The organism is Mangrovimonas aestuarii, from assembly GCF_028767185.1.
Lineage (GTDB): Bacteria > Bacteroidota > Bacteroidia > Flavobacteriales > Flavobacteriaceae > Mangrovimonas_B > Mangrovimonas_B aestuarii.
Window position 1 is genome coordinate 37,210 of the sequence record NZ_JARACK010000001.1, and the last position, 24,318, is coordinate 61,527.

At 37.5% G+C, this 24,318-nt stretch carries 37 protein-coding genes; 1 reads left to right on the top strand and 36 read right to left on the bottom strand.

Annotated elements, in window-relative coordinates; translation table 11 throughout:
* Positions 1 to 3 precede the first annotated feature (3 nt).
* From rocF to rpsL, 36 genes are all read right to left on the bottom strand, one after another.
* Positions 4 to 963, bottom strand: coding sequence for an arginase (rocF, locus tag PWU04_RS00145; protein ID WP_274473749.1), 960 nt, complete (start codon positions 961 to 963; stop codon positions 4 to 6).
* A 75-nt stretch (positions 964 to 1,038) separates the two neighbouring features.
* Positions 1,039 to 2,325, bottom strand: a complete 1,287-nt coding sequence (locus PWU04_RS00150) for a citrate synthase (protein WP_274473750.1) — start codon at positions 2,323 to 2,325, stop codon at positions 1,039 to 1,041.
* A 180-nt stretch (positions 2,326 to 2,505) separates the two neighbouring features.
* On the bottom strand, positions 2,506 to 3,798 hold the full coding sequence (eno, locus tag PWU04_RS00155; protein ID WP_274473751.1) for a phosphopyruvate hydratase: 1,293 nt from the start codon (positions 3,796 to 3,798) through the stop codon (positions 2,506 to 2,508).
* A 131-nt stretch (positions 3,799 to 3,929) separates the two neighbouring features.
* Positions 3,930 to 5,042 (bottom strand): glutamine-hydrolyzing carbamoyl-phosphate synthase small subunit, encoded by a 1,113-nt coding sequence (gene carA, locus PWU04_RS00160; RefSeq protein WP_274473752.1) that lies wholly within the window; start codon positions 5,040 to 5,042, stop codon positions 3,930 to 3,932.
* Between the two features lie 84 nt (positions 5,043 to 5,126).
* Positions 5,127 to 5,603 (bottom strand): 50S ribosomal protein L17, encoded by a 477-nt coding sequence (gene rplQ / locus PWU04_RS00165; RefSeq protein WP_274473753.1) that lies wholly within the window; start codon positions 5,601 to 5,603, stop codon positions 5,127 to 5,129.
* A gap of 61 nt (positions 5,604 to 5,664) precedes the next feature.
* Positions 5,665 to 6,657 carry a DNA-directed RNA polymerase subunit alpha gene (locus PWU04_RS00170; protein WP_274473754.1) on the bottom strand — a complete coding sequence of 331 codons (993 nt, stop codon included), beginning with the start codon at positions 6,655 to 6,657 and terminating at the stop codon, positions 5,665 to 5,667.
* Positions 6,658 to 6,755: 98 nt separating this feature from the next.
* Positions 6,756 to 7,361 carry a 30S ribosomal protein S4 gene (rpsD, locus tag PWU04_RS00175; protein ID WP_274473755.1) on the bottom strand — a complete coding sequence of 202 codons (606 nt, stop codon included), beginning with the start codon at positions 7,359 to 7,361 and terminating at the stop codon, positions 6,756 to 6,758.
* A 166-nt stretch (positions 7,362 to 7,527) separates the two neighbouring features.
* Positions 7,528 to 7,917, bottom strand: coding sequence for a 30S ribosomal protein S11 (rpsK, locus tag PWU04_RS00180; protein ID WP_274473756.1), 390 nt, complete (start codon positions 7,915 to 7,917; stop codon positions 7,528 to 7,530).
* A 105-nt stretch (positions 7,918 to 8,022) separates the two neighbouring features.
* Positions 8,023 to 8,397, bottom strand: a complete 375-nt coding sequence (gene rpsM / locus PWU04_RS00185) for a 30S ribosomal protein S13 (RefSeq protein ID WP_274473757.1) — start codon at positions 8,395 to 8,397, stop codon at positions 8,023 to 8,025.
* A 2-nt stretch (positions 8,398 to 8,399) separates the two neighbouring features.
* A complete protein-coding gene (gene ykgO, locus PWU04_RS00190; RefSeq protein WP_013305171.1) occupies positions 8,400 to 8,516 on the bottom strand; it encodes a type B 50S ribosomal protein L36 in 117 nt (38 codons plus the stop codon).
* Positions 8,517 to 8,520: 4 nt separating this feature from the next.
* Positions 8,521 to 8,736 carry a translation initiation factor IF-1 gene (infA, locus tag PWU04_RS00195; RefSeq protein ID WP_007094967.1) on the bottom strand — a complete coding sequence of 72 codons (216 nt, stop codon included), beginning with the start codon at positions 8,734 to 8,736 and terminating at the stop codon, positions 8,521 to 8,523.
* Between the two features lie 10 nt (positions 8,737 to 8,746).
* On the bottom strand, positions 8,747 to 10,090 hold the full coding sequence (gene secY / locus PWU04_RS00200) for a preprotein translocase subunit SecY (protein WP_274473783.1): 1,344 nt from the start codon (positions 10,088 to 10,090) through the stop codon (positions 8,747 to 8,749).
* Between the two features lie 15 nt (positions 10,091 to 10,105).
* Positions 10,106 to 10,558: a 50S ribosomal protein L15 gene (gene rplO / locus PWU04_RS00205; RefSeq protein ID WP_274473784.1), complete on the bottom strand. Its 453-nt coding sequence runs from the start codon at positions 10,556 to 10,558 to the stop codon at positions 10,106 to 10,108.
* Positions 10,559 to 10,570: 12 nt separating this feature from the next.
* Complete coding sequence (gene rpmD, locus PWU04_RS00210) at positions 10,571 to 10,753, bottom strand: 50S ribosomal protein L30 (RefSeq protein WP_274473785.1); 183 nt, start codon at positions 10,751 to 10,753, stop codon at positions 10,571 to 10,573.
* An 11-nt stretch (positions 10,754 to 10,764) separates the two neighbouring features.
* Positions 10,765 to 11,289, bottom strand: coding sequence for a 30S ribosomal protein S5 (gene rpsE, locus PWU04_RS00215; protein WP_274473786.1), 525 nt, complete (start codon positions 11,287 to 11,289; stop codon positions 10,765 to 10,767).
* A gap of 6 nt (positions 11,290 to 11,295) precedes the next feature.
* On the bottom strand, positions 11,296 to 11,652 hold the full coding sequence (gene rplR, locus PWU04_RS00220) for a 50S ribosomal protein L18 (protein ID WP_274473787.1): 357 nt from the start codon (positions 11,650 to 11,652) through the stop codon (positions 11,296 to 11,298).
* 10 nt (positions 11,653 to 11,662) lie between these two features.
* Complete coding sequence (rplF, locus tag PWU04_RS00225; RefSeq protein ID WP_274473788.1) at positions 11,663 to 12,205, bottom strand: 50S ribosomal protein L6; 543 nt, start codon at positions 12,203 to 12,205, stop codon at positions 11,663 to 11,665.
* Positions 12,206 to 12,221: 16 nt separating this feature from the next.
* Positions 12,222 to 12,620 carry a 30S ribosomal protein S8 gene (rpsH, locus tag PWU04_RS00230; RefSeq protein WP_274473789.1) on the bottom strand — a complete coding sequence of 133 codons (399 nt, stop codon included), beginning with the start codon at positions 12,618 to 12,620 and terminating at the stop codon, positions 12,222 to 12,224.
* Positions 12,621 to 12,689: 69 nt separating this feature from the next.
* On the bottom strand, positions 12,690 to 12,959 hold the full coding sequence (gene rpsN / locus PWU04_RS00235) for a 30S ribosomal protein S14 (RefSeq protein ID WP_274473790.1): 270 nt from the start codon (positions 12,957 to 12,959) through the stop codon (positions 12,690 to 12,692).
* A 3-nt stretch (positions 12,960 to 12,962) separates the two neighbouring features.
* The gene (gene rplE, locus PWU04_RS00240) at positions 12,963 to 13,514 is read right to left on the bottom strand and encodes a 50S ribosomal protein L5 (RefSeq protein WP_274473791.1); all 552 of its coding nucleotides are present in this window, start codon (positions 13,512 to 13,514) and stop codon (positions 12,963 to 12,965) included.
* Positions 13,515 to 13,516: 2 nt separating this feature from the next.
* Positions 13,517 to 13,828: a 50S ribosomal protein L24 gene (gene rplX, locus PWU04_RS00245; RefSeq protein ID WP_274473792.1), complete on the bottom strand. Its 312-nt coding sequence runs from the start codon at positions 13,826 to 13,828 to the stop codon at positions 13,517 to 13,519.
* Positions 13,829 to 13,840: 12 nt separating this feature from the next.
* Positions 13,841 to 14,209: a 50S ribosomal protein L14 gene (gene rplN, locus PWU04_RS00250; protein WP_274473793.1), complete on the bottom strand. Its 369-nt coding sequence runs from the start codon at positions 14,207 to 14,209 to the stop codon at positions 13,841 to 13,843.
* Positions 14,210 to 14,211: 2 nt separating this feature from the next.
* A complete protein-coding gene (gene rpsQ, locus PWU04_RS00255; RefSeq protein WP_274473794.1) occupies positions 14,212 to 14,469 on the bottom strand; it encodes a 30S ribosomal protein S17 in 258 nt (85 codons plus the stop codon).
* 12 nt (positions 14,470 to 14,481) lie between these two features.
* Positions 14,482 to 14,673, bottom strand: coding sequence for a 50S ribosomal protein L29 (gene rpmC / locus PWU04_RS00260; RefSeq protein WP_274474256.1), 192 nt, complete (start codon positions 14,671 to 14,673; stop codon positions 14,482 to 14,484).
* A gap of 13 nt (positions 14,674 to 14,686) precedes the next feature.
* On the bottom strand, positions 14,687 to 15,106 hold the full coding sequence (gene rplP / locus PWU04_RS00265) for a 50S ribosomal protein L16 (protein WP_274473795.1): 420 nt from the start codon (positions 15,104 to 15,106) through the stop codon (positions 14,687 to 14,689).
* A gap of 20 nt (positions 15,107 to 15,126) precedes the next feature.
* Positions 15,127 to 15,840, bottom strand: coding sequence for a 30S ribosomal protein S3 (gene rpsC, locus PWU04_RS00270; protein ID WP_274473796.1), 714 nt, complete (start codon positions 15,838 to 15,840; stop codon positions 15,127 to 15,129).
* Positions 15,841 to 15,849: 9 nt separating this feature from the next.
* Positions 15,850 to 16,257 (bottom strand): 50S ribosomal protein L22, encoded by a 408-nt coding sequence (rplV, locus tag PWU04_RS00275; RefSeq protein WP_274473797.1) that lies wholly within the window; start codon positions 16,255 to 16,257, stop codon positions 15,850 to 15,852.
* Positions 16,258 to 16,263: 6 nt separating this feature from the next.
* Positions 16,264 to 16,542, bottom strand: coding sequence for a 30S ribosomal protein S19 (gene rpsS / locus PWU04_RS00280; protein ID WP_274473798.1), 279 nt, complete (start codon positions 16,540 to 16,542; stop codon positions 16,264 to 16,266).
* 6 nt (positions 16,543 to 16,548) lie between these two features.
* The gene (gene rplB, locus PWU04_RS00285; protein WP_274473799.1) at positions 16,549 to 17,373 is read right to left on the bottom strand and encodes a 50S ribosomal protein L2; all 825 of its coding nucleotides are present in this window, start codon (positions 17,371 to 17,373) and stop codon (positions 16,549 to 16,551) included.
* A 10-nt stretch (positions 17,374 to 17,383) separates the two neighbouring features.
* Positions 17,384 to 17,674, bottom strand: coding sequence for a 50S ribosomal protein L23 (gene rplW, locus PWU04_RS00290; protein ID WP_274473800.1), 291 nt, complete (start codon positions 17,672 to 17,674; stop codon positions 17,384 to 17,386).
* 7 nt (positions 17,675 to 17,681) lie between these two features.
* Positions 17,682 to 18,311 (bottom strand): 50S ribosomal protein L4, encoded by a 630-nt coding sequence (rplD, locus tag PWU04_RS00295; RefSeq protein WP_274473801.1) that lies wholly within the window; start codon positions 18,309 to 18,311, stop codon positions 17,682 to 17,684.
* Entirely contained in the window at positions 18,311 to 18,928 is a 618-nt protein-coding gene (rplC, locus tag PWU04_RS00300) for a 50S ribosomal protein L3 (protein WP_274473802.1), read from the bottom strand. The genes rplD and rplC overlap by 1 nt, the downstream gene beginning before the upstream one ends.
* Before the next feature lie 144 nt (positions 18,929 to 19,072).
* The gene (gene rpsJ, locus PWU04_RS00305) at positions 19,073 to 19,378 is read right to left on the bottom strand and encodes a 30S ribosomal protein S10 (RefSeq protein ID WP_007650482.1); all 306 of its coding nucleotides are present in this window, start codon (positions 19,376 to 19,378) and stop codon (positions 19,073 to 19,075) included.
* Positions 19,379 to 19,389: 11 nt separating this feature from the next.
* Complete coding sequence (gene fusA / locus PWU04_RS00310; RefSeq protein WP_274473803.1) at positions 19,390 to 21,519, bottom strand: elongation factor G; 2,130 nt, start codon at positions 21,517 to 21,519, stop codon at positions 19,390 to 19,392.
* 5 nt (positions 21,520 to 21,524) lie between these two features.
* Entirely contained in the window at positions 21,525 to 22,001 is a 477-nt protein-coding gene (gene rpsG, locus PWU04_RS00315; RefSeq protein WP_274473804.1) for a 30S ribosomal protein S7, read from the bottom strand.
* 23 nt (positions 22,002 to 22,024) lie between these two features.
* Positions 22,025 to 22,399, bottom strand: a complete 375-nt coding sequence (gene rpsL, locus PWU04_RS00320; protein ID WP_274473805.1) for a 30S ribosomal protein S12 — start codon at positions 22,397 to 22,399, stop codon at positions 22,025 to 22,027.
* Between the two features lie 142 nt (positions 22,400 to 22,541).
* Here rpsL and PWU04_RS00325 point away from each other — a divergent pair, with 142 nt between their 5' ends.
* Positions 22,542 to 24,281 (top strand): POTRA domain-containing protein, encoded by a 1,740-nt coding sequence (locus tag PWU04_RS00325; protein ID WP_274473806.1) that lies wholly within the window; start codon positions 22,542 to 22,544, stop codon positions 24,279 to 24,281.
* Positions 24,282 to 24,318 lie beyond the last annotated feature (37 nt).

Consider the following 24,318-nt stretch of genomic DNA (forward strand, 5'->3'; position numbering starts at 1 on the left):
AATTTAAATAGTTTCCTTTATGGTTTTGGTTATAGCATCTAAAACCTCAAAAGCAGTTTCTGCCATTTTATTTCCTTTAAAGTCCAATAAAGGATTCACTTCTACAAACTCAACAGCAGCTACTTTTTTAGAGTTAATAATTTGATTAATAATTGCTATAATTTCGTACTGATCAAAACCTTTAGGTACAGGAGTTCCTGTTCCGTAAGAAATCATATCGCAATCCATACTATCAACATCAAAAGAAACATAAATTATATCACAATCTGATAATCTATCCAAAGCCTCATTAACACAAGTTTCTAATCCTCTGTAACGCACCTCATGCACCATATAATTTTTGATACCTAACGCTTCTATTTGTTTGTCTTCTGGCTCTTCAGTATCGCGAACTCCAAAATATACAATATCATCTGCGGCAAGTTTTGCTCCCTGACAACCAATATTTTTCATAGCCTCCCAATAATTCTTCGTCTCCTCAGAAACATCATTGATTTTACAGGACATATTATCTTCAGAAATTGCTGCTGCAAGAGGCATTCCATGAATGTTACCGGAAGGTGATGTATAAGGAGAATGAATATCTGCATGTGCGTCTATCCAAACCACACCTAAACGCTTGTCCTTATTAGCAGCTTTAACTCCAGATATTGTTCCTAAAGCTGATGAGTGATCTCCCGAAAGTACTAATGGGAAGTTATTATCTTCTATACTTCGCATTACTGCATCACTCAAACGTGTGCATTGGTCATGCACACTTTTAATTCGCTTTGCAAAAGAGTTTTGTACTTTACTATAAATGGATTCGTTTTCAGTCTCAATATCTTCAAAATCAAACTGATTAAAATAATCATTATTTACTTTAATCGCAGCAATCTCTATAGCATCTATCCCCATATCAGAACCGCGGGTTCCAGCACCAATATCCGATCTGTTTTTAATAATCTTAATCGATCTACTCATATCTATCTGTATAAAAAAAGCGTGACTACTTCGACTAGCTCAGTATGACACGCTTTAATTGATTAATTTCTTATTTTATCTTTCGTTTTTCTCTTTAAAAGACCTTAAGGTTTCTCCTGTGTAAATTTGTCTTGGACGACCAATAGGCTCTTTACGTAAACGCATTTCACGCCATTGAGCAATCCAACCTGGCAGACGCCCTAAAGCGAACATAACCGTAAACATTTCTGTTGGGATTCCCATAGCTCTATATATGATTCCAGAGTAGAAGTCTACGTTAGGGTATAATTTTCTATCAACGAAGTAAGAGTCTTCTAGTGCTTCTTTTTCTAATCCTTTAGCAATACCCAAAATTGGATCTTCTACACCTAAATCTCCCAATACTTCATCGGCCGCTTTTTTGATGATTCTCGCTCTAGGATCAAAGTTCTTGTAGACACGGTGTCCAAATCCCATTAAACGGAATGGATCGTCTTTATCCTTAGCTTTGGCCATGTATTTTTTAGTATCACCACCATCTTCTTTAATCCCTTCTAACATTTCCAAAACAGCTTGGTTTGCTCCACCGTGAAGAGGCCCCCAAAGTGCAGAAATACCTGCAGACAAAGAAGCGAACAATCCTGCATGTGATGAACCAACAATTCTTACTGTAGAAGTAGAACAGTTTTGCTCATGGTCGGCATGAAGGATCAATAGTTTGTCCAATGCGTTTACTACTATAGGGTTTAAAACAAACTCTTCGTTAGGCTGCTTGAACATCATTTTCAAAACGTTTTCCACATACCCAAGAGATTTATCACCATAATCTAATGGTAAACCTTGTTTTTTACGCATTGCCCAAGCTACCAATACTGGGAATTTACCCATTATTTTAACTATAGCGTTGTACATATCCTCTTCAGATTCTGTATTAACAGACGAGGGGTTGAATGCTGTTAAAGCACTTGTCAAAGATGCCAACACGCCCATTGGATGTGCTGATTTAGGGAATGCATCAACAATCTTCTTAACATCATCGTCAACTACAGATTGAGCTTTAATATCTGTATGGAATTTATCCAATTGCTCTACTGTTGGTAGTTCTCCAAAAATCAAAAGATATGCTACTTCAAGAAAGTCTGCTTTTTCTGCTAGCTCTTCGATTGAATATCCTCTATATCTCAAGATTCCTTTCTCTCCGTCAAGGAAAGTAATTGCACTTTCACAAGCTCCTGTATTCTTATATCCTGGATCGATTGTTACAACACCATCAGTAGCCGCCCTAAGGTTTTTTATATCGATGGCAACTTCATTCTCTGTTCCTTGTATAAGTGGAAAATCGTATTTTTTACCGTTAATTTCTAACGTAGCAGTGTTTGACATATATCTTGAAAATTTTATTGTGAAATGGTCGTTTTATTAAACCCCACGAAAATACGAAATAGCTGACTATTTTTAAAGTATATCGGCAAAGGATTTATCAATTAACATATTTTTAAAACTTATGGCATAAAAAAAGTGGCCATTGCTATACAATGGCCACTTTTTATAACGCCTAAAGGCTTATTGTTTTACCTTAAATGCTTTTTCTTGTGGGTAGTAAGCTACAGAATTCAACTCTTCTTCTATACGAAGCAATTGGTTGTATTTCGCCATACGATCACTACGTGAAGCCGAACCGGTTTTAATCTGTCCGCAATTCAACGCTACCGCAAGATCAGCAATAGTATTATCTTCAGTTTCACCAGAACGGTGAGACATTACAGATGTAAATCCAGCATTATGAGCCATATTTACAGCAGCAATAGTTTCGGTCAAAGTTCCAATTTGATTTACTTTGATGAGGATAGAGTTAGCTATTCCGTTTTCAATACCCCTTGACAAACGCTCTACGTTAGTTACGAATAAATCGTCACCTACAAGCTGTACTTTATCTCCAACCTTTTCAGTTAGGTACTGCCAGCCGTCCCAATCATTTTCGTCCATACCATCTTCAATAGAGATGATAGGGTATTTTTCACATAACTCAGCTAGATAATCAGCTTGCTCTTTACTAGTTCTTATTTTTCCTGACTCTCCTTCAAACTTTGTGTAATCATAGTTATCATTTACGTAGAACTCAGAAGAAGCACAATCAAGAGCAATCATAATATCGTCTCCTAATTTATAACCTGCATTTTCAACAGCCTTTGCAATAGTATCCAAAGCATCTTCAGTTCCATCTAAAGTTGGAGCAAATCCACCTTCGTCACCCACTGCAGTGCTCAAACCTCTATCATGTAACACCTTTTTTAGGTTATGGAAAATTTCAGTACCCATTTGCATTGCATGGGTAAAGTTTTCTGCCTTAACGGGCATAACCATAAACTCTTGGAACGCGATAGGAGCATCACTGTGAGACCCACCATTGATGATGTTCATCATCGGTACAGGAAGTGTATTCGCTGATACACCACCTACATAGCGGTAAAGTGGCATTCCCAATTCGTTAGCAGCTGCCTTAGCAACAGCTAAAGACACTCCTAAAATAGCATTAGCACCTAATTTAGATTTATTTTGTGTACCATCAATTTCGATCATTAATTGATCGATAGTATTTTGCTCAAACACAGACACGCCAACCAACTCACGAGAAATAATAGAATTTACGTTTTCTACAGCTTTAGTTACTCCTTTCCCCATGAACGCATCTCCTCCATCTCTAAGCTCTACAGCTTCGTGTTCTCCGGTTGAAGCTCCTGAAGGAACAGCAGCACGTCCCATTACTCCGTTTTCGGTTATCACATCTACCTCTACAGTTGGATTACCGCGAGAGTCTAAAATTTGTCTGGCATGAACATTAATAATGATACTCATTGTATTGAAGTTTATATTATTTGGTTTTATAGTTAAGCTACCGAATATACAAAATTGTTTTCGGCAATGATAATTATACTCTTAAACTAAAAAACCTCAAAGCGTTTTTAGTCCTTGAGGTTCTTGTTTTATTAGTTTTTGTTCTTCTTTATATTCTCTATAAACTGATCGAACAAATAATCGGCATCGTGTGGCCCAGGGCTAGCCTCTGGGTGGTACTGTACCGAAAAACAGTTTTTACTCTTCATCCTAATTCCAGCAACAGTGTTGTCGTTTAGGTGAAGGTGTGTAATTTCAATATCTGGATGGCCTTCGGCTTCTTCTCTGTTTATGGCAAAACCATGGTTTTGGGAAGTGATTTCACCTTTTCCTGATATGATATTTTTAACTGGGTGGTTAATTCCTCTGTGACCATTGTGCATCTTATAAGTAGAGATGCCATTTGCCAAAGCAATAACTTGGTGACCTAAACAAATACCAAATAATGGAAGGTTTCTGTTTATTACTTCCTTGGCAAGGTTTTGTGCGTCTACCAGAGGCTCTGGATCTCCAGGACCATTAGATAAGAAATATCCATCAGGATTCCACTCACTCATTTCTTCGAATGTAGTATTGTATGGGAATACTTTAATGTAAGCATCGCGCTTTGCTAGGTTTCTTAAGATGTTCTTCTTAACACCTATATCTAAAGCTGCAATTTTATAAGTAGCATTCTCATCACCTACATAATAAGGTTCTTTAGTAGAAACGTTAGAAGCCAACTCCAAACCGTTCATATCTGGAACGTTTGCCAATTGTTCTTTAAGTCCTTCTATGTTATCTACATCTGTAGAAATAACAGCATTCATCGCACCGTTGTCTCTAATATAGCTAACTAATGCTCTAGTATCTACATCGGAAATTGCGAATAGATTGTTCTCGTTTAAAAACGATTCTAATGAAGCATCAGCTGCCGGACGTGAGTAGTCGTAACTAAAGTTTTTACAGATCAACCCCGCAATCTTTACGCTATCAGATTCTATTTCATCCTTATTGGTACCATAGTTACCTATGTGAGCATTGGTAGTTACCATAAGTTGCCCAAAGTATGATGGGTCGGTAAAAATCTCTTGATAACCAGTCATTCCAGTGTTAAAACACACTTCACCAAATGCAGTACCTTCTTTATCTCCTACGGCCTTACCATAAAAAATGGTTCCGTCAGCTAGGAGAATTAATGCTTTTTTTCGATTTTGATATTTCATTGCTTAGAAAAGTTTTGCAAAATTGCATAAAAAAAGGATAAACTAAAAAAGTTTATCCTTAAATATTTATTAATGAACCTCAATTTATTCTTCTTCGTTAGAAGCTTGAGTTTCTGTAGCAGGAGCATCAGTAGTTTTCTTAGCACCACCTCTTCTACTTCTACGTGTAGTTTTCTTCTTAGCTGAATCTGCATTGTAGATTTCGTTGTAATCTACCAATTCGATCATAGCCATATCAGCGTTATCCCCAAGACGGTTACCAAGCTTAATGATTCTTGTATATCCTCCAGGTCTGTCACCAACTTTAACAGCTACGTCTCTAAAAAGCTCAGTAACCGCATCTTTTTGTCTTAATCGACTAAAAACGATACGTCTGTTATGAGTTGTATCTTCTTTAGACTTGGTTACCAATGGCTCGATAAATTGCTTTAACGCTTTAGCCTTAGCAACAGTCGTGTTAATACGTTTGTGCTCGATTAGAGAACAAGCCATATTTGCCAACATAGCTTTTCTGTGAGCTGTTTTTCTACCTAAATGGTTTACTTTTTTTCCGTGTCTCATGACATTTTCATTTAGCGATCATCTTGCTCAACTCTCTTCAGAGGAGCAAATTATGAACGTGTTAGTCTTTATCTAATTTATATTTTGATAAGTCCATACCGAAGTTAAGACCTTTAACGTTTACAAGCTCTTCAAGCTCTGTTAAAGATTTCTTACCGAAGTTACGGAACTTCATCAAGTCGTTTTTGTTAAATGACACCAAATCTCCTAAAGTGTCTACCTCTGCAGCTTTTAAACAGTTTAATGCTCTTACTGAAAGATCCATGTCAACCAATTTGGTTTTCAATAGCTGTCTCATGTGAAGAGATTCTTCATCATAAGTTTCTGTTTGAGCGATCTCATCAGCTTCTAAAGTAATGCGCTCATCAGAGAACAACATGAAGTGATGGATTAATGTTTTAGCAGCTTCGGTAAGTGCATCTTGCGGAGCAATGGATCCATCGGTAATAATTTCAAATACCAATTTCTCATAATCCGTTTTTTGCTCTACACGATAGTTTTCAATGCTGTACTTAACGTTTTTAATGGGCGTGTAGATAGAATCTGTGAAGATAGTTCCAACCGGTGCAGTAGCTTTTTTGTTTTCTTCTGCTGGTACGTAACCTCTACCTTTTTCTATACTAATCTCCATATTAACAGTTACCTTAGGGTCTAAGTTACAGATTACAAGATCTGAATTTAATACTTGGAAACCTGAGATGAACTTTTGGAAATCCCCGGCAGTAATTTGCTCTTGTCCAGAGACAGATATAGTTACCGACTCATTGTCGATATCCTCAATCTGCTGCTTAAAACGAACCTGTTTTAGGTTTAAGATAATTTCAGTAACATCTTCAACCACACCAGGGATAGTAGAGAACTCGTGGTCTACGCCTTCAATTCTAACCGATGTAATTGCAAAACCTTCCAAAGAAGAAAGTAAAACGCGTCTTAATGCGTTACCTACTGTTAATCCATAACCAGGTTCTAAAGGTCTAAATTCGAATTTCCCTTCAAAATCTGATGAATCAATCATGATTACTTTGTCGGGCTTTTGAAAATTAAATACTGCCATGTGTTTTTCTTCGTTTTAATTGTTATTTAGTTGCGCGGTCTATAAGTTTGAAGAAGTACGAATAAACCCTTTGGCTAAATACCAATATAGTTAATTTATTATTTAGAATATAATTCTACGATGAACTGTTCGTTAATGTTTTCAGGAATCTGGATTCTTGCAGGAACAGCAACATAAGTTCCTTCTTTCTTTTCGTCATTCCAAGTAATCCACTCGTAAACGTGACTTGAGTTAGAAAGAGATCTGTCGATAGCATCAAGAGATTTAGACTTTTCTCTTACCGCTACAACATCACCTGCCTTAAGAGTATAAGAAGGAATGTTTACAACACTACCATTTACGGTAATGTGTCTGTGAGATACTAATTGTCTTGCAGCACTTCGAGAAGGAGCAATTCCCATTCTGAATACTACGTTGTCTAATCTGGACTCACAAAGTTGTAACAATACCTCACCAGTAATTCCTGGTGCAGCAGTTGCTTTCTTGAAGATGTTTCTAAACTGACGCTCTAAGATACCATAAGTATACTTAGCTTTTTGCTTTTCCATTAACTGGATTGCGTATTCAGATTTTTTACCACGACGCTTGTTAGCACCATGTTGCCCTGGAGGATAATTTCTTTTTTCAAAAGCTTTGTCGTCTCCAAAGATAGCTTCGCCAAACTTACGAGCTATTTTAGTTTTAGGACCAGTATATCTTGCCATTTTAATTGATTTTAAGAGTGATTATGAATTAAGGTCTTAATCTTATCCTTCGATAATCGTTAATCTCTTGTTATACTTGTTTTTTTTTCAGTTTGCAAATTTACGTATAAAAAAATTAATATCAACTGCGTTAACAATTGATATTAATTTTAGATATACAAATAAATTATACTCTTCTACGTTTAGGAGGTCTACATCCGTTGTGTGGTAGTGGAGTTACATCGATGATTTCCGTAACTTCGATACCAGCATTGTGGATAGAACGGATAGCAGATTCTCTACCGTTACCAGGACCTTTAACGTATACTTTTACTTTCTTTAAACCAGCTTCTTGAGCTACTGCAGTAGCATCTTCTGCAGCCATTTGAGCAGCGTAAGGAGTGTTTTTCTTAGATCCACGGAATCCCATTTTACCAGCTGAAGACCACGAAATAACGTCACCTTTCTTGTTAGTTAATGAGATTATGATGTTATTGAAAGAAGCATTGATATGCGCTTCTCCAACTGAATCTACGATAACTTTACGTTTTTTAGTTTTAGTATTTGACTTTGCCATATTAATTTAGTTTCAAGTTGTTAGTTATTAGTTGTTAGAATCCTAAACATTTCTATTTCAAACAGATTCATCTAACTTCTAAAACTAATGACTAATGTCTACTTATTATTTAGTTGCTTTTTTCTTGTTAGCAACTGTTTTTCTTTTACCTTTTCTTGTTCTAGAGTTGTTTTTAGTACGCTGACCTCTTAAAGGAAGTCCCGCTCTGTGACGGATACCTCTGTAACATCCGATGTCCATTAAACGCTTAATGTTCATAGACGTTTCAGAACGTAATTCACCTTCAATAGTGAAAGACGAAACAGCTTCACGGATGCTTCCGATTTGATCGTCTGTCCAATCTTGAACTTTGATGTTTTCGTCTACCTTAGCAGTTGCTAAAATCTCTTGGGCTCTACTCTTACCTATTCCGAAGATATAAGTTAAAGAGATTACCCCTCTCTTTTGTTTTGGTATATCTACACCTGCAATTCTTGCCATAATTACCCTTGTCTTTGTTTGAATCTAGGATTCTTTTTGTTAATTACGTAAAGTCTACCTTTTCTGCGCACGATCTTACAATCTGCACTTCTCTTTTTAACTGATGCTCTTACTTTCATCGTATTAGTATCTATAAGTTATTCTAGCCTTAGTTAAATCGTAAGGACTCATTTCCAATTTTACTTTATCTCCCGGTAACAACTTAATGTAGTGCATACGCATTTTCCCGGATATGTGTGCAGTCACAATGTGACCATTTTCCAATTCAACACGGAACATTGCATTAGATAATGCTTCAATGATTGTTCCGTCTTGTTCTATTGCTGCTTGTTTCGCCATAGTATAATAATTAAGCTACTGCTTTTCTATTTTTACCTGTTTTCATCAAGCCATCATAGTGTCTGTTAAGCAAATAAGAGTTTACTTGCTGCATGGTATCGATTGCAACTCCAACCATAATTAATAATGATGTACCACCGAAAAATAAGGCCCAACCTGATTGAACGTTCATCAACTTCACGATAACTGCCGGGAACACGGCAATTACAGCTAAGAAAATAGAACCAGGCAATGTTATTTGAGACATTATTTTATCTAAATAGTCTGCTGTTTCAGATCCTGGACGAATACCTGGGATAAACCCATTGGCACGCTTCAAGTCGTCTGCCATCTTATTTGTTGGCACAGTAATCGCGGTGTAAAAATACGTGAAAACAATAATTAACAACGCGAACACTAAATTGTAAGTAAACCCGAATACGTCTGAGAACTGTGTTTGTAACCATTGACCAACTGCAGATTCTTTCATTAATGAAGATCCTCCAATTAGTCCAGGCACGAACATAATAGCTTGGGCGAAGATAATTGGCATTACCCCTGAAGCATTAAGCTTCAAAGGAATGTAATCTCTTGCTCCCATAACATTTTTCTCATATCCACCAGTAGCTGTTCTTCTTGCATATTGAACTGCTATCTTGCGCACTGCCATTACCAGCATTATAGATGCTAAAATAATAACGAACCACAATACCAACTCGATAAGGATCAGCATTACTGCATTAGTCTCCATACGAGATGCTGCATTTTGTAAAAACGCCTGAGGCAATGTCGCGATAATACCTACCATGATCAATAATGAAATACCATTACCAATACCTTTATCAGTAATACGTTCACCTAACCACATGGCAAATATACATCCAGTTACTAAAATAATAACAGAAGAAAAATAGAATAAACCGCCTTGGCCTAATAAAAAGGCACTTTGAGGAATTCCTAAGCTAGGTAAACTAGCTAAATATCCCGGTGCTTGAACCAAGCAAATAGCGATAGTTAACCATCTTGTAATTTGATTGATCTTTTTACGTCCACTCTCTCCTTCTTTCTGCAGCTTTTGTAAATAAGGAATTGCAATTCCCATTAACTGCACAACAATAGAAGCAGAAATATATGGCATAATCCCTAAAGCAAATACAGAAGCGTTTGCAAAAGCTCCCCCCGTAAATGCATTTAATAGCCCTAGTAGCCCATCATCTGTACTATCTGCCAAACCTTCTAATTGAGAGGCATCAATACCAGGAAGCACTACTTGTGCACCAAAACGATAAACTAATAACAGACCAAGAGTAACTATAATTCTGTTTCTTAGCTCCTCTATTTTCCAAACATTTTTTAACGTCTCTATAAATTTCATGCGCTTAATAAGTTCTTATAAAGTTACAGCCTCTCCTCCTGCTGCTTCGATAGCAGCTTTTGCTGAAGCAGTAAATTTATGAGCAGACACCTTGATTTTTGCTTTTAATTCTCCTCTTCCTAAGATTTTAACCATCTCATTCTTTCCGGCTAATCTCAAAGAAACTAAAGTGTCAAAATCAACTGTATCTTTAATTTTCCCATCATCAACCAATTGTTGAAGAGTGTCTAGGTTAATTCCTTGGTACTCTTTACGGTTAATGTTTGTAAAGCCAAACTTAGGAACACGTCTTTGAAGTGGCATTTGCCCTCCTTCAAATCCAATTTTCTTAGAATATCCAGAACGTGACTTAGCTCCTTTGTGACCTCTTGTTGCAGTGCCACCTTTACCAGATCCTTGTCCACGACCTACGCGCTTCCCTTGACTTTTAACTGAACCTTCTGCAGGTTTTAAATTACTTAAATCCATTTTTCAGTATCTTTATTTGGTTTCTTCAATAGAAACTAAGTGTTTTACTTTTTCAACCATACCAAGGATATTTGGTGTGGCATCATGCTCTACAACCTGACCGATTCTTTTAAGACCTAACGCCTCAAGAGTACGCTTTTGTCTTAAAGGGCGGTTAATTGCACTTCTAACTTTTGTTACTTTTATCTTTGCCATCGTATCCTTAATTATCCGTTAAAAACTTTTTCAAGAGATATACCTCTATCGCGGGCAATAGTATTAGCATCGCGTAACTGTAATAATGCATCAAAAGTTGCCTTAACTACGTTATGAGGGTTTGATGATCCTTGAGATTTAGAAAGTACATCGTGTACACCAACAGCTTCCAATACAGTTCTTACTGCACCACCGGCAATAACCCCGGTACCAGGAGCGGCTGGGATGATGTTTACTCTAGCTCCACCAAATTTACCTTTTTGCTCATGAGGTAAAGTTCCTTTTACCAATGGGATGCGTACAAGGTTTTTCTTAGCATCTTCGATAGCCTTTGCAATTGCACTAGCAACATCTTTAGATTTTCCTAAACCGTGTCCTACCACACCAGCTTCGTCTCCTACTACAACAATAGCAGAAAAGCCGAATGCTCTACCTCCTTTAGTTACTTTTGTAACTCTCTGTACACCAACTAAACGATCTTTAAGATCTAATCCACTTGGTTTTACTAACTCTGCGCTTTTGTATTTTTGATACATAATTTCTTAGAATTTAAGTCCTGCTTCTCTAGCTCCGTCAGCTAATGATTTAACTCTACCATGGTATAAATATCCACCTCTATCAAAAGAGATTGTGTCTACACCAGCTTTTAAAGCTTTTTCAGCAACCGTTTTACCAACAAGGGTAGCGATTTCTGATTTACTACCAGTTGCAGAATTAATATCTTTATCTCTTGAAGATGCCGATGCTAGGGTTTTTCCTGTAACGTCATCTATCACTTGAGCATAAATCTCTTTGTTGCTTCTAAAAACAGCTAATCTAGGTCTGGCTTCTGTACCAGAAACTACTTTTCTGATTCTGTTTTTTATTCTTAATCTTCTCTCGTTCTTTGTTAATGCCATAACTCAATTATTAAGCTGATTTACCTGCTTTTCTTCTAATGATTTCTCCAACAAACTTGATACCTTTTCCTTTGTAAGGTTCTGGCTTACGGAACGAACGAATCTTCGCAGCAACCTGTCCTACAAGCTGTTTATCGTGAGAAGTTAACTTTACTATTGGGTTCTTTCCTTTTTCTGAAACCGTTTCAATTTTAACTTCGGGCGCTAAATCTAAAACAATATTATGAGAAAAACCTAAAGCAAGGTCAAGTTTTTGTCCTTGGTTGCTTGCTCTGTATCCTACCCCTACTAATTCCAATTCTTTAGTCCATCCTTTAGACACTCCTGTTATCATATTGCTAATCAGAGCTCTATATAGACCATGTTTGGCTTTTTGTTCTTTGTTTTCAGCAGAACGTTCAACTAAAACATTACCATCTTCAACTTTTACAGATACAGCAGTGATTTCTTGAGATAATTCTCCTAATTTCCCTTTAACTGTTACCACGTTTTCGTTGACTTCGACTGTAACTCCTTCCGGAATTGCTACTGGGCTATTTCCTATTCTTGACATGTCTTAATGGTATTTATTAGTAAACGTAACATAATAATTCGCCACCTACATTCTCTCTTTGAGCTTGCTTACCAGTCATTACTCCGTGAGAAGTAGAAACGATGGCAATTCCAAGTCCATTAAGAATTCTAGGCATTTCTTTAGCGCTAGCATACTTACGTAAACCAGGTTTACTTATTCTCTGGATCTTCTTAATTACAGGTTCTTTAGTCTCTTTGTTGTACTTAAGAGCTATTTTAATAGTTCCTTGTACTGAAGAGTCATCAAACTTATAACTTAAAATGTATCCTTGATCGAATAAAATTTTAGTTATTTCTTTCTTAAGGTTAGATGCAGGAATCTCCACAACTCTGTGGTTTGCTCGCACTGCATTTCTAACTCTTGTTAGGTAATCCGCAATAGGATCTGTGTACATAGTGAATAAATTTGCGGTTTTGGTTTTCGGGGCAATATGCCCCGAACCTTAAACCAGTTTATAATGTTTTTACCAACTTGCTTTTTTAACTCCTGGGATAAGCCCTTGGTTGGCCATTTCCCTGAACATTACACGCGAAATACCAAACTGACGCATATATCCTTTTGGTCTTCCGGTAAGCTTACATCTATTATGCATACGAACAGGAGAAGCATTTCTTGGCAGCTTTTGTAATGCTTCGTAATCGCCAGCTTCTAATAAAGCTTTGCGTTTCTCTGCATATTTTGCTACAGTTTTAGCTCTTTTTACCTCGCGGGCTTTCATTGATTCTTTAGCCATAACTTAGTTCTTTTTAAAAGGTAATCCTAATTCGGTTAATAATGATTTTGCTTCCTTATCGGTTTGTGCCGAGGTCACAAAGGTAATATCTAATCCTGAGATTTTGTTAACCTTATCGATATCAATTTCAGGAAAAATAATTTGCTCTGTAATTCCAAGGTTATAGTTACCTCTTCCGTCAAATCCGTTAGCTTTGATTCCGTTAAAATCTCTTACACGTGGTAAGGCTGAAGTAATCAAACGATCTAAAAATTCCCACATTCTTTCACCACGTAAAGTCACTCTTGCCCCGATTGGCATTCCTTTACGAAGTTTGAAAGTTGCGATATCCTTTTTAGATAATGTAGCAACGGCTTTCTGTCCTGATATAGTGGTTAACTCGTCTACTGCGTAATCAATTAACTTTTTGTCTGCAACGGCAGCACCAACACCTCTAGATAATACTATCTTTTCAAGTTTAGGCACTTGCATTACATTACTATATCCAAATTCTTCTGTAAGAGCTGCAATTACTCTGCTTTTGTACTCTTCTTTAAGTCTAGGTAAATATGCCATAACTAAATTACTTCATTGGATTTTTTTGAAAATCTTACTTTCTTGTCACCTTCCATACGTACACCAGCTCTTGTAGTCTCCCCTTTAGAGGTCAACAAAGATAGGTTTGAGATATGAATTGGTGCTTCTTTTTCCACGATTCCACCTTGAGGGTTTTGTGCGCTAGGCTTGGTGTGTTTCTTCACCATGTTTACACCCTCAACAATCGCTTTGTTCTTATCTTTGAATACTTTAAGTACTTTACCTTCGGCATTTTTGTGATCTCCGGCAATTACTCTTACAGTATCTCCTGATTTAATTTTAAGCTTTGTCATCTTAATATTTCATTAAAGCACTTCAGGTGCTAATGATACAATTTTCATGAATTGTTTGTCACGAAGTTCTCTAGCAACAGGACCAAAAACACGAGTTCCTCTCATTTCGCCAGCAGCGTTTAAAAGTACACAAGCGTTATCGTCGAATCTAATGTAAGATCCATCTGGCCTTCTTACTTCCTTTACGGTACGTACAACAACTGCAGTAGAAACTGCTTTCTTTTTCACGTTTCCGTTAGGCGTAGCATCTTTTACAGATACAACTACTTTATCTCCAACAGAAGCATATCTTCTTTTTGTACCACCTAAAACACGGATTACTAAAACTTCTTTAGCTCCAGTGTTGTCAGCTACTTTTAATCTTGATTCTTGTTGTACCATAATTACTTCGCTCTTTCAATTATTTCAACTAATCTCCAACACTTAGATTTACTTAAAGGTCTTGTTTCCATGATCTTTACAGTATCTCCAATGTTACAATCGTTTTTCTCGTCGTGTGCAACGTATTTTTTCGTTTTTAACACGAACTTTCCATATATAGGGTGTTTTACTTTTTTAACCTCAGAAACCACAATAGACTTCTGCATTTTGTTACTAGTAACAACACCTACACGTTCTTTTCTTAAATTTCTTTTTTCCATCTTTCAGCAGAATTATTGTAGTTCTCTTTTAGTTAATTCTGTTGCCAATCTTGCGATTGTACGTCTTGTAGAACGCAACTGAATTGGATTCTCTAAAGGAGATATTGCGTGAGCCATTTTTAGGTCAGCATAACTCTTTCTTGTCTCACTAAGTTTCTCTTGTAACTCAGCTGTAGATAATTCTTTAATTTCTGATTGTTTCATCATATCAAATAAATTATGCTTCGAAATCTCTAGCAATTACAAACTTAGTTTTAACAGGTAGTTTTTGAGCTGCCAAACGCAATGCTTCTTTAGCGATATCCAATGGAACACCACCAACTTCGAATAACATACGTCCTGGCTTAACAACAGCTGCATAATGATCTACAGCACCTTTACCTTTACCCATACGTACCTCAAGCGGCTTTTTAGTGATTGGCTTGTCTGGGAAAATTTTAATCCACAGTTGCCCTTCCCTTTTCATATAACGGGTAGCTGCAATACGAGCTGCCTCGATTTGACGTGATGTCAAAAAGTTTGAATCAAGTGACTTTATACCAAAAGTTCCGTTTGAAAGTTGGTGCCCTCTTCCGGCATTTCCTTTCATACGTCCCTTCTGGGTTTTACGAAATTTTGTTCTTTTAGGCTGTAACATTTTTTCTTTTCTTTAAAAAATTACTTTCTACGACGAGGTTTACTGTTTCCACGTCCTCCGCCTTTTCCTTGCTTTTTGGACATTCCAACTAGCGGAGAAAGCTCTCTTTTACCATATACTTCGCCTTTCATGATCCACACTTTAACACCAAGTCTACCGTAAGTAGTATGTGCTTCTACAAGTGCGTAGTCAATATCGGCTCTAAAGGTCGATAAAGGAATACGTCCATCTTTATAGTGCTCTGTACGTGCCATTTCAGCTCCGTTCAAACGACCACTAATCTGAATTTTGATTCCTTCAGCATTCATTCTCATTGTAGCAGCAATAGCCATTTTAATTGCACGTCTGTAAGAGATACGGTTCTCAATTTGACGAGCAATACTTGAAGCTACCAAGAATGCATCTAGTTCCGGTCTTTTAATTTCAAAGATGTTAATTTGAACCTCTTTGCCAGTTAATTTCTTAAGCTCTTCTTTCAACTTGTCTACCTCTTGACCTCCTTTACCGATAATAATACCTGGACGAGCCGTAGTGATAGTAACGGTTACAAGTTTAAGCGTACGCTCAATAATTACTCTGGAAACACTAGCTTTAGATAAACGCGCATGAACGTATTTTCTAATCTTATCGTCTTCGGCAAGCTTATCACCGTAGTCATTACCTCCATACCAGTTAGATTCCCATCCTCTGATAATTCCTAAGCGATTTCCGATTGGATTTGTTTTTTGTCCCATACTTCTATCTTAGCTTTGTGTGTTATTGTTAGCTCCTACCACGATAGTTACGTGGTTAGAACGTTTTCTAATTCTGTGTGCACGACCTTGTGGTGCTGGACGCAATCTTTTTAACATTGCACCACCATCAACTCTAATTTCCTTCACGATAAGTTCAGCATCTTCAATGCTTGCATCTTCGTTTTTAGCTTGCCAGTTGGCAATAGCAGAAAGTAAAAGTTTTTCTAAGCGATTAGATGCTTCTTTCTGGCTAAACTTTAAAATATTTAGCGCTTTTTCTACGCGTTCACCTCTTACTAAGTCGGCTACTAAACGCATCTTTCTCGGTGACGTAGGACAGTTATTAAGCTTAGCAAAAGCAATTTGCTTTTTCTCTTCCTTAATAGCGTCTGCCATTTGTTTTTTACGACTTCCCATAGCTTACTACTTTTTACCTTTGTTTTTAGCACCAGCGTGACCTCTAAACGATCTTGTTGGTGAAAATTCTCCTAATTTGTGACCTACCATGTTTTCAGTTACATAAACTGGCACGAATTGACGACCGTTATGTACTGCGATAGTTTGTCCTACGAAGTCTGGAGTAATCATAGATGCTCTAGACCAAGTTTTGATCACAGTTTTCTTACCAGACTCAACGTTTTCTTGAACTCTTTTGTCTAATTTATAATGAACGTAAGGTCCTTTTTTTAATGATCTTGCCATGTCCTATTATTTCTTTCTGCGTTCTACAATATACTTATTACTCGCTTTTGTCTTAGAACGGGTTCTGTAACCTTTAGCAGGTAAACCTTTTCTAGAACGAGGGTGTCCTCCAGACGAACGTCCTTCACCACCACCCATTGGGTGATCAACCGGGTTCATAACTACTGGACGAGTACGTGGTCTTCTACCTAACCATCTGCTTCTACCTGCTTTACCAGACACTAACAATTGGTGGTCTGAGTTTGATACAACCCCGATAGTAGCCATACAAGTAACCAACACCAAACGAGTTTCACCCGATGGTAATTTGATTGTAGCAAACTTACCGTCTCTTGCCATTAACTGAGCAAAAGCACCAGCACTACGAGCCATAACAGCTCCTTGTCCTGGACGTAACTCTACACAAGAAATAATAGTTCCTAATGGAATTTGACTTAAAGGCATTGCATTACCGATCTCTGGAGCAACGTTGTCCCCAGATACAACTGTTTGCCCAACCTGTAAACCATTTTGAGCAATGATATATCTCTTCTCGCCGTCTTGATAGTTCAACAACGCGATAAAAGCTGTTCTGTTTGGATCGTATTCTATCGACTTAACTTCAGCAGGAATTCCAGCTTTGTTTCTTTTGAAGTCGATAATACGGTAACGTTTTTTATGACCACCACCTAAATAGCGCATGGTCATTTTTCCTTGACTGTTTCTACCACCAGATCTTTTTTTCGGAGCTAATAAACTTTTCTCCGGCTTATCAGTAGTAATGGCGTCAAATCCATTAACTACTCTAAATCGCTGACCTGGTGTGATTGGTTTTAATTTTCTTACTGACATCGTTGTCTAATTACATGTTAGTGTATAAATCAATCATTTCACCTTCCGCCAGTTGTACAATCGCTCTTTTAGTAGCGTTTGTTTTACCATGCTGAATACCCGTTTTAGTATAACGGGTTCTACGCTCTGGACGGACATTTATAGTACGAACTTTTTCAACAGAAACGCCATAAGCAGCCTCAACTGCATTTTTAATTTCTATCTTGTTCGCTCCTGTGCTCACTTGAAAAGTATAGCAATTACTTAACTCACTTTGAGCCGTTGCTTTTTCTGTGATGATAGGTTTAATTAAGATACTCATCGTTTCCTTATTTACTTAAATTCGTTACAATTCCTTCTAAGGCACCTTCCAAAAGAACAACTTGACCAGCGTTCAATATTTTGTAAGTGCTTAATTCTGAAGCAATTACTACCTCAGAGTTCTTTAAATTGCGTGCCGACAAATATACATTATTATTCGACGCACCCAACACAAACAAAGACTTTTTGCTATCTAACTCTAAGGCTTTCAGCATAGAAGTGAAATTTTTAGTCTTTGGCGCATCGAAATTAAAGTCTTCCAATACGGTAATTGCGTTCTCACTTGCTTTGATACTTAAGGCAGATTTTCTAGCCAAACGCTTAACATTTTTGTTAAGTTTGAAGCTATAGTTTCTTGGTCTAGGACCAAACATACGCCCACCACCTACAAATACACCAGACTTGATGCTACCAGCTCTGGCCGTACCAGTACCTTTTTGCTTCTTTATCTTACGTGTGCTACCAGTAATCTCTGCACGCTCTTTAGCCTTGTGTGTTCCTTGACGTTGATTAGCTAAATATTGCTTAACGTCTAAATACACAGCGTGGTTATTAGGCTCAATAGCAAAAACAGCATCAGAAAGGTTTGCCTTTCTCCCTGTTTCTTTTCCGTTGATATCTAATACTGCTACTTCCATTACTTCTGAATAATTACATAAGAATTTTTGTGACCAGGAACACATCCTTTTACAACAAGTAGGTTCTTATCAGCAACCACTTTTAAAACTCTTAAATTTTGAACTTTCACTTTTTCACCACCCATTCTTCCGGCCATTCTCATTCCTTTGAATACTCTCGCAGGATAAGACGCAGCTCCAATAGAACCAGGCGCTCTTAAACGGTTGTGCTGACCGTGAGTTGCTTGTCCAACTCCACCAAATCCGTGACGTTTTACAACCCCTTGGAAACCTTTACCTTTAGAAGTTCCAGAAATATCTATGAACTCTCCTTCTTTAAAGTGCTCCACAGTGATGGCATCACCTAATTTGTACTCCTCTTCGAATCCTTGGAACTCAACAACTTTGCGTTTTACAGAAGTACCTGCTTTCTTAGCGTGACCAATATCAGCTTTAGTAGCATTTTTTTCTGTCGCGTCATCGAAACCAAGTTGAAGAGCGCTATACCCGTCAACCTCTTCGGTTCTGACTTGGGTAACGATACATGGTCCAGCTTCGATTACTGTACATGGAATGTTCTTTCCATTTTCATCAAAAATGCTGGTCATACCGATTTTCTTTCCTATTAACCCAGACATAATTATTAATTAAATTTATTAGTTATTATTAAAAAGGTTCAGGGTCAAAAAACACATTTCGACCCTGAACTGTATTTCTATCCGTTTTTCCCTAACCAATCGCTCGGGACATGTTTATTGAGTGCGTTACTCAATATGGTGTCATTACACTTTAATCTCTACTTCAACACCACTTGGCAATTCAAGTTTCATTAAAGCATCGATAGTCTTAGAAGACGAACTGTAAATATCCAACAACCTCTTGTAAGAACTTAATTGGAATTGCTCTCTCGACTTTTTGTTTACGTGAGGAGAACGCAATACAGTGAAAATTTTCTTGTGTGTTGGTAACGGAATAGGACCAGTTACTACAGCACCTGTACTTTTAACAGTTTTTACAATCTTATCAGCAGATTTGTCTACTAAGTTGTGATCGTATGACTTTAGTTTTATTCTGATTTTTTGACTCATTTTCTTAAGATTTAAGCTTCAACTCCTTTAGCCGCTTTAATCACCTCTTCAGCAATGTTTGAAGGGGTTTCAGCATAGTGTGAAAATTCCATAGTAGATGTTGCTCTACCTGATGACAATGTACGTAATGAAGTTACGTAACCGAACATTTCAGATAATGGCACCTCTGCTTTGATTACTTTAGAACCTGCTCTGTCGCTCATGTTGTTAACTTGACCACGACGACGGTTAAGGTCACCTACAATATCCCCCATGTTTTCTTCTGGAGTAAGAACCTCTAGCTTCATAATTGGCTCCATGATTACAGCTTTAGCAGCTTTTGCAGCAGCTTTGAAACCAAGTTTAGCAGCCAATTCGAATGATAACTGATCAGAATCCACATCGTGGTAAGAACCATCAGTTAAAGTAACCTTCATAGAGTCTACCTCATATCCAGCCAATGGCCCATTAATCATTGCCATTTTGAATCCTTTCTCAATAGAAGGAATAAATTCTTTTGGTACGTTACCACCTTTAATCTCAGAAACGAACTCAAGTCCAGTTTTACCTTCTTCAGCAGGCTCAAGAGTAAATACTATATCTGCGAATTTACCACGTCCACCAGATTGTTTCTTATAAACTTCTCTGTGTTCTGCACGTCTTGTAATAGCTTCTTTGTACTCTACTTGAGGTTGTCCTTGGTTTACTTCAACCTTGAACTCACGCTTCAAACGGTCAACGATAATATCTAAGTGAAGCTCACCCATACCAGAAATGATAGTCTGGCCTGAAGCTTCATCTGTTCTTGCAGTAAATGTTGGATCTTCTTCTGCCAATTTAGCTAATGCCATACCCATTTTATCAACGTCGGCTTTAGTCTTAGGCTCTACAGCGATACCAATTACAGGATCAGGGAAGTCCATACTTTCCAATACAATTGGGTGTTTTTCATCAGACATAGTATCTCCAGTCTTGATGTCTTTAAACCCTACTGCAGCTCCAATATCTCCAGCTTCGATGAAGTCGATAGCGTTTTGCTTGTTAGAGTGCATTTGGTAAATACGAGAGATACGCTCCTTTTTACCTGAACGGTTGTTCAAGATATAAGAACCTGCATCTAAACGTCCAGAATAGGCACGGAAGAAAGCTAAACGTCCTACGAAAGGATCTGTAGCAATCTTAAACGCTAATGCTGCGAAAGGTTCGCTAACGTCTGGTTTACGAGTAATCTCTTCTCCTGTATCTGGGTTAGTACCAACAATAGCATCTTTATCTACTGGTGAAGGCAAGTAACGACAAACAGCATCTAATAAAAACTGTACTCCTTTGTTTTTAAATGAAGATCCACAGATCATAGGAATAATAGCTCTATCCATTACAGCAGCTCTTAAAGCAGCGTGTACTTCTTCTTCAGTGATAGAGTTTTCATCTTCCATGAACTTCTCAAGAAGCTCTTCATCATATCCAGCTACCTCTTCGATAAGGTTAGCTCTATATTGTCTTACTTCGTCTACCATATCAGCTGGGATATCTACAACGTCGAAAGTTGCTCCGAAGTTATCCTCGTGCCATACAATAGCTCTGTTCTTTGCTAAATCTACAATACCTCTAAAGTCTGCTTCATCTCCAATTGGCAATACAATTGGCACAGCATTGGACCCTAGCATATCTTTAACTTGCTGACAAACTGCTAGGAAGTTAGATCCTTGACGGTCCATTTTGTTAACAAAACCAATTCTTGGAACTTTATAGTTATCTGCAAGTCTCCAGTTTGTTTCAGACTGAGGCTCTACACCATCTACCGCACTAAATAAGAATACCAATCCATCCAATACACGTAATGAACGGTTTACCTCTACTGTAAAGTCAACGTGACCAGGAGTATCGATAATGTTAAAGTGGTAACCTTTAGCATCAGCAGTAGGTTGTCCTTGCTCGGTAGGGAACTGCCAAGTACAAGTTGTAGCAGCAGAAGTAATTGTAATACCTCTTTCCTGCTCTTGCTCCATCCAGTCCATAGTAGCTGCACCATCGTGCACCTCACCTATCTTATGGGAAACCCCTGTATAAAACAGGATACGCTCAGTTGTTGTTGTTTTACCAGCATCAATGTGAGCAGCAATCCCAATATTTCTTGTATATTTTAAATCTCTTTGTGCCATTTTTACTAGAATCTAAAGTGTGAGAATGCTTTGTTTGCTTCCGCCATCTTGTGCGTATCAACTCTTTTCTTAACAGCAGCTCCTTCTTCTTTAGCAGCAGCAAGTATTTCTGACGCTAATCTTTGAGCCATTGATTTCTCATTTCTCTTTCGTGCATAACCGATTAACCACTTCATTGCTGTAGAGATTTTACGGTCCGGACGAATTTGCATAGGGATTTGGAATGTAGCACCACCAACTCTACGACTGCGCACTTCTACGTGAGGCATAACGTTAGATAAAGCATCTTTCCATAATTCCAAAGCAGTTTTTTCTTCATCAGTTTTCTTTTGGTCTACGATATCGATAGCATCATAAAACACTCTGAAGGCTACAGATTTCTTCCCATCCAACATCATCATATTCACAAAACGCGTAACCAACTGATCATTAAATCGCGGATCTGGCAACAACGGCCTTTTTTTCGCTTGTCTTTTTCTCATGTCTTTTCTTTAAAAGATTTTAATTACTTTTTAGGGCGTTTTGCACCATACTTAGATCTTCGTTGGGCTCTTCCTTGAACACCTGCGGTATCCAAAGCACCACGAACGATGTGGTATCTAACTCCTGGTAAATCTTTTACCCTTCCACCTCTAACCAATACTATCGAGTGCTCTTGTAGATTGTGCCCTTCTCCAGGGATGTAAGCGTTCACTTCGTTACCGTTTGTCAACCTCACCCTTGCTACCTTACGCATAGCCGAGTTTGGTTTCTTAGGTGTTGTAGTGTAAACACGTGTACACACTCCACGTCTTTGTGGACACGAATCTAAAGCAGCCGATTTACTCTTCTTGGTTATTTTGGCTCTTCCTTTTCGTACTAATTGTGAAATTGTTGGCATATTATTTAATAAATATTTTTAAAATCCTCTTCTTAGAGGGCTGCAAATGTAGCAATAAAATTATTTTTATCAAACCCTAAAGGATTAATTTTCAATAGAATTTAATTTTCATCAATAGTTAGATATACAGTGCTTCCTTTTTATGTTAGCTTTACCAAACCCTAAAGCGCTGTTCAAGGTGATAAAAAGTAAAGTTCACATATACCTTTTCTCATGCCTTTGTATATTGGCAAGCTCATGTATGCTGGGCCAAAACCTCTACCTCAACGTTTTAGGGAATAACGAAAAGGAAACTGCGGTAATAGACTCACTAGGATATTTTAGCTCTCACAAAGACCTTAAAAGCATAACCCAAGAACTAGACAGCCTTAACAACAAACTTTACAGACTTGGGTACATTGACGCCAAATCCAATAAACCTATAAAAGAAAACGACTCCACCTTCTTAGCAACCATTAATTTAAAAAATCGCTTCTACAGCATATTAATTTATTATGACAATGCAGTTGTAGACGGGAGCCTATTAAGAAGAATAACCACAAATAAAACCCCTACCCATTTTACAATTCCTTTTACCAGGGTTGAATACACCTTAAATTACCTTAACAATACAATAGCAGAACAAGGAAAACCTTTCAACAAAGTACGCCTTAAGGACATTTTAAAAATCAATCAAAACACTTTAAGCGCCACTTTGGATGTTTACACAGAAAACAGCAACCGCAGGATAGACGACATCGTTATTAAGGGCTACGAAAAATTCCCCAAATCATTTATTAAGCACTATTTAAAAATTAAAGAAGGGCAGGTTTTCAAAATTAACACACTTAAAGAAAAAACAAAAAACCTTGGAGAGTTAACTTTTGCCTCGGAGATAAAACCTCCCGAAGTTCTTTTTACACAAGACTCCACCACATTATACCTTTACGTAGAAAAAAACAAAAGCAATACGTTTGACGGCTACTTGGGATTTGGAACTAACGAAGACACAAACAACATTGAATTTGATGGTTATTTAAACTTAAGCTTAACCAACAACCTTAATTATGGCGAATCTTTTACTCTTCAATACAAAAGTGACGAAAACGACCAAAAAACATTTGACGCAAAACTCCAATTACCCTACATATTTGGAACACCCATTGGCACAGAACTCGAACTCTACTTATTTAAGAAAGATTCTTCGTTCACAACAGCCACACAATCCGCCAAAATAACATACCAAGTAAGCTCCAAACACAATGTTGCTCTTGGGATTAAATCCACCCAATCAAACAACCTTCAAGACAGCCTCATAACCAACACCGTTAGTGACTATAAAAGCACATTTTACAATCTAGCTTACAGATACACAAAAAAACAACCTAATAACTTACTATTCCGCACTAAATCGCAATTTTACTTTGAGTCGGGCCTGGGGTCTAGAGAAACCGATCTTGAAACAGAAGAGCAATCTACTTTCACTCTCGATGCATTTAATATTTTTTACCTTAACGATCGAAACAGTATTTACTTAAGAACAAACGGCAATATTTTAAACTCGAGCTCCTACCTTGAAAATGAACTTTTTCGTTTTGGAGGAATAAATTCCATCAGAGGTTTTGAAGAAAACAGTCTTACAGCCTCCCTTTTTGGATTAATAAACACAGAATATCGTTATCAACTATCGCAAATATTATACGCACACACCATTACCGATTTAGCCTACTTTGAAAACGATATTACCAACACCAAGGAAAAACTATACGGGTTTGGTTTTGGCTTTGGCTTAATCACTAAGGCAGGTTTACTACGATTTATCTACGCTAATGGCAAAACCGAAAACCAACCTTTCAGGCTATCCAACTCCAAAATCCACATTAGTCTTTCAGCGTTATTTTAACAAAAACATATGTTTTTTAACACTTACACAGCACTAT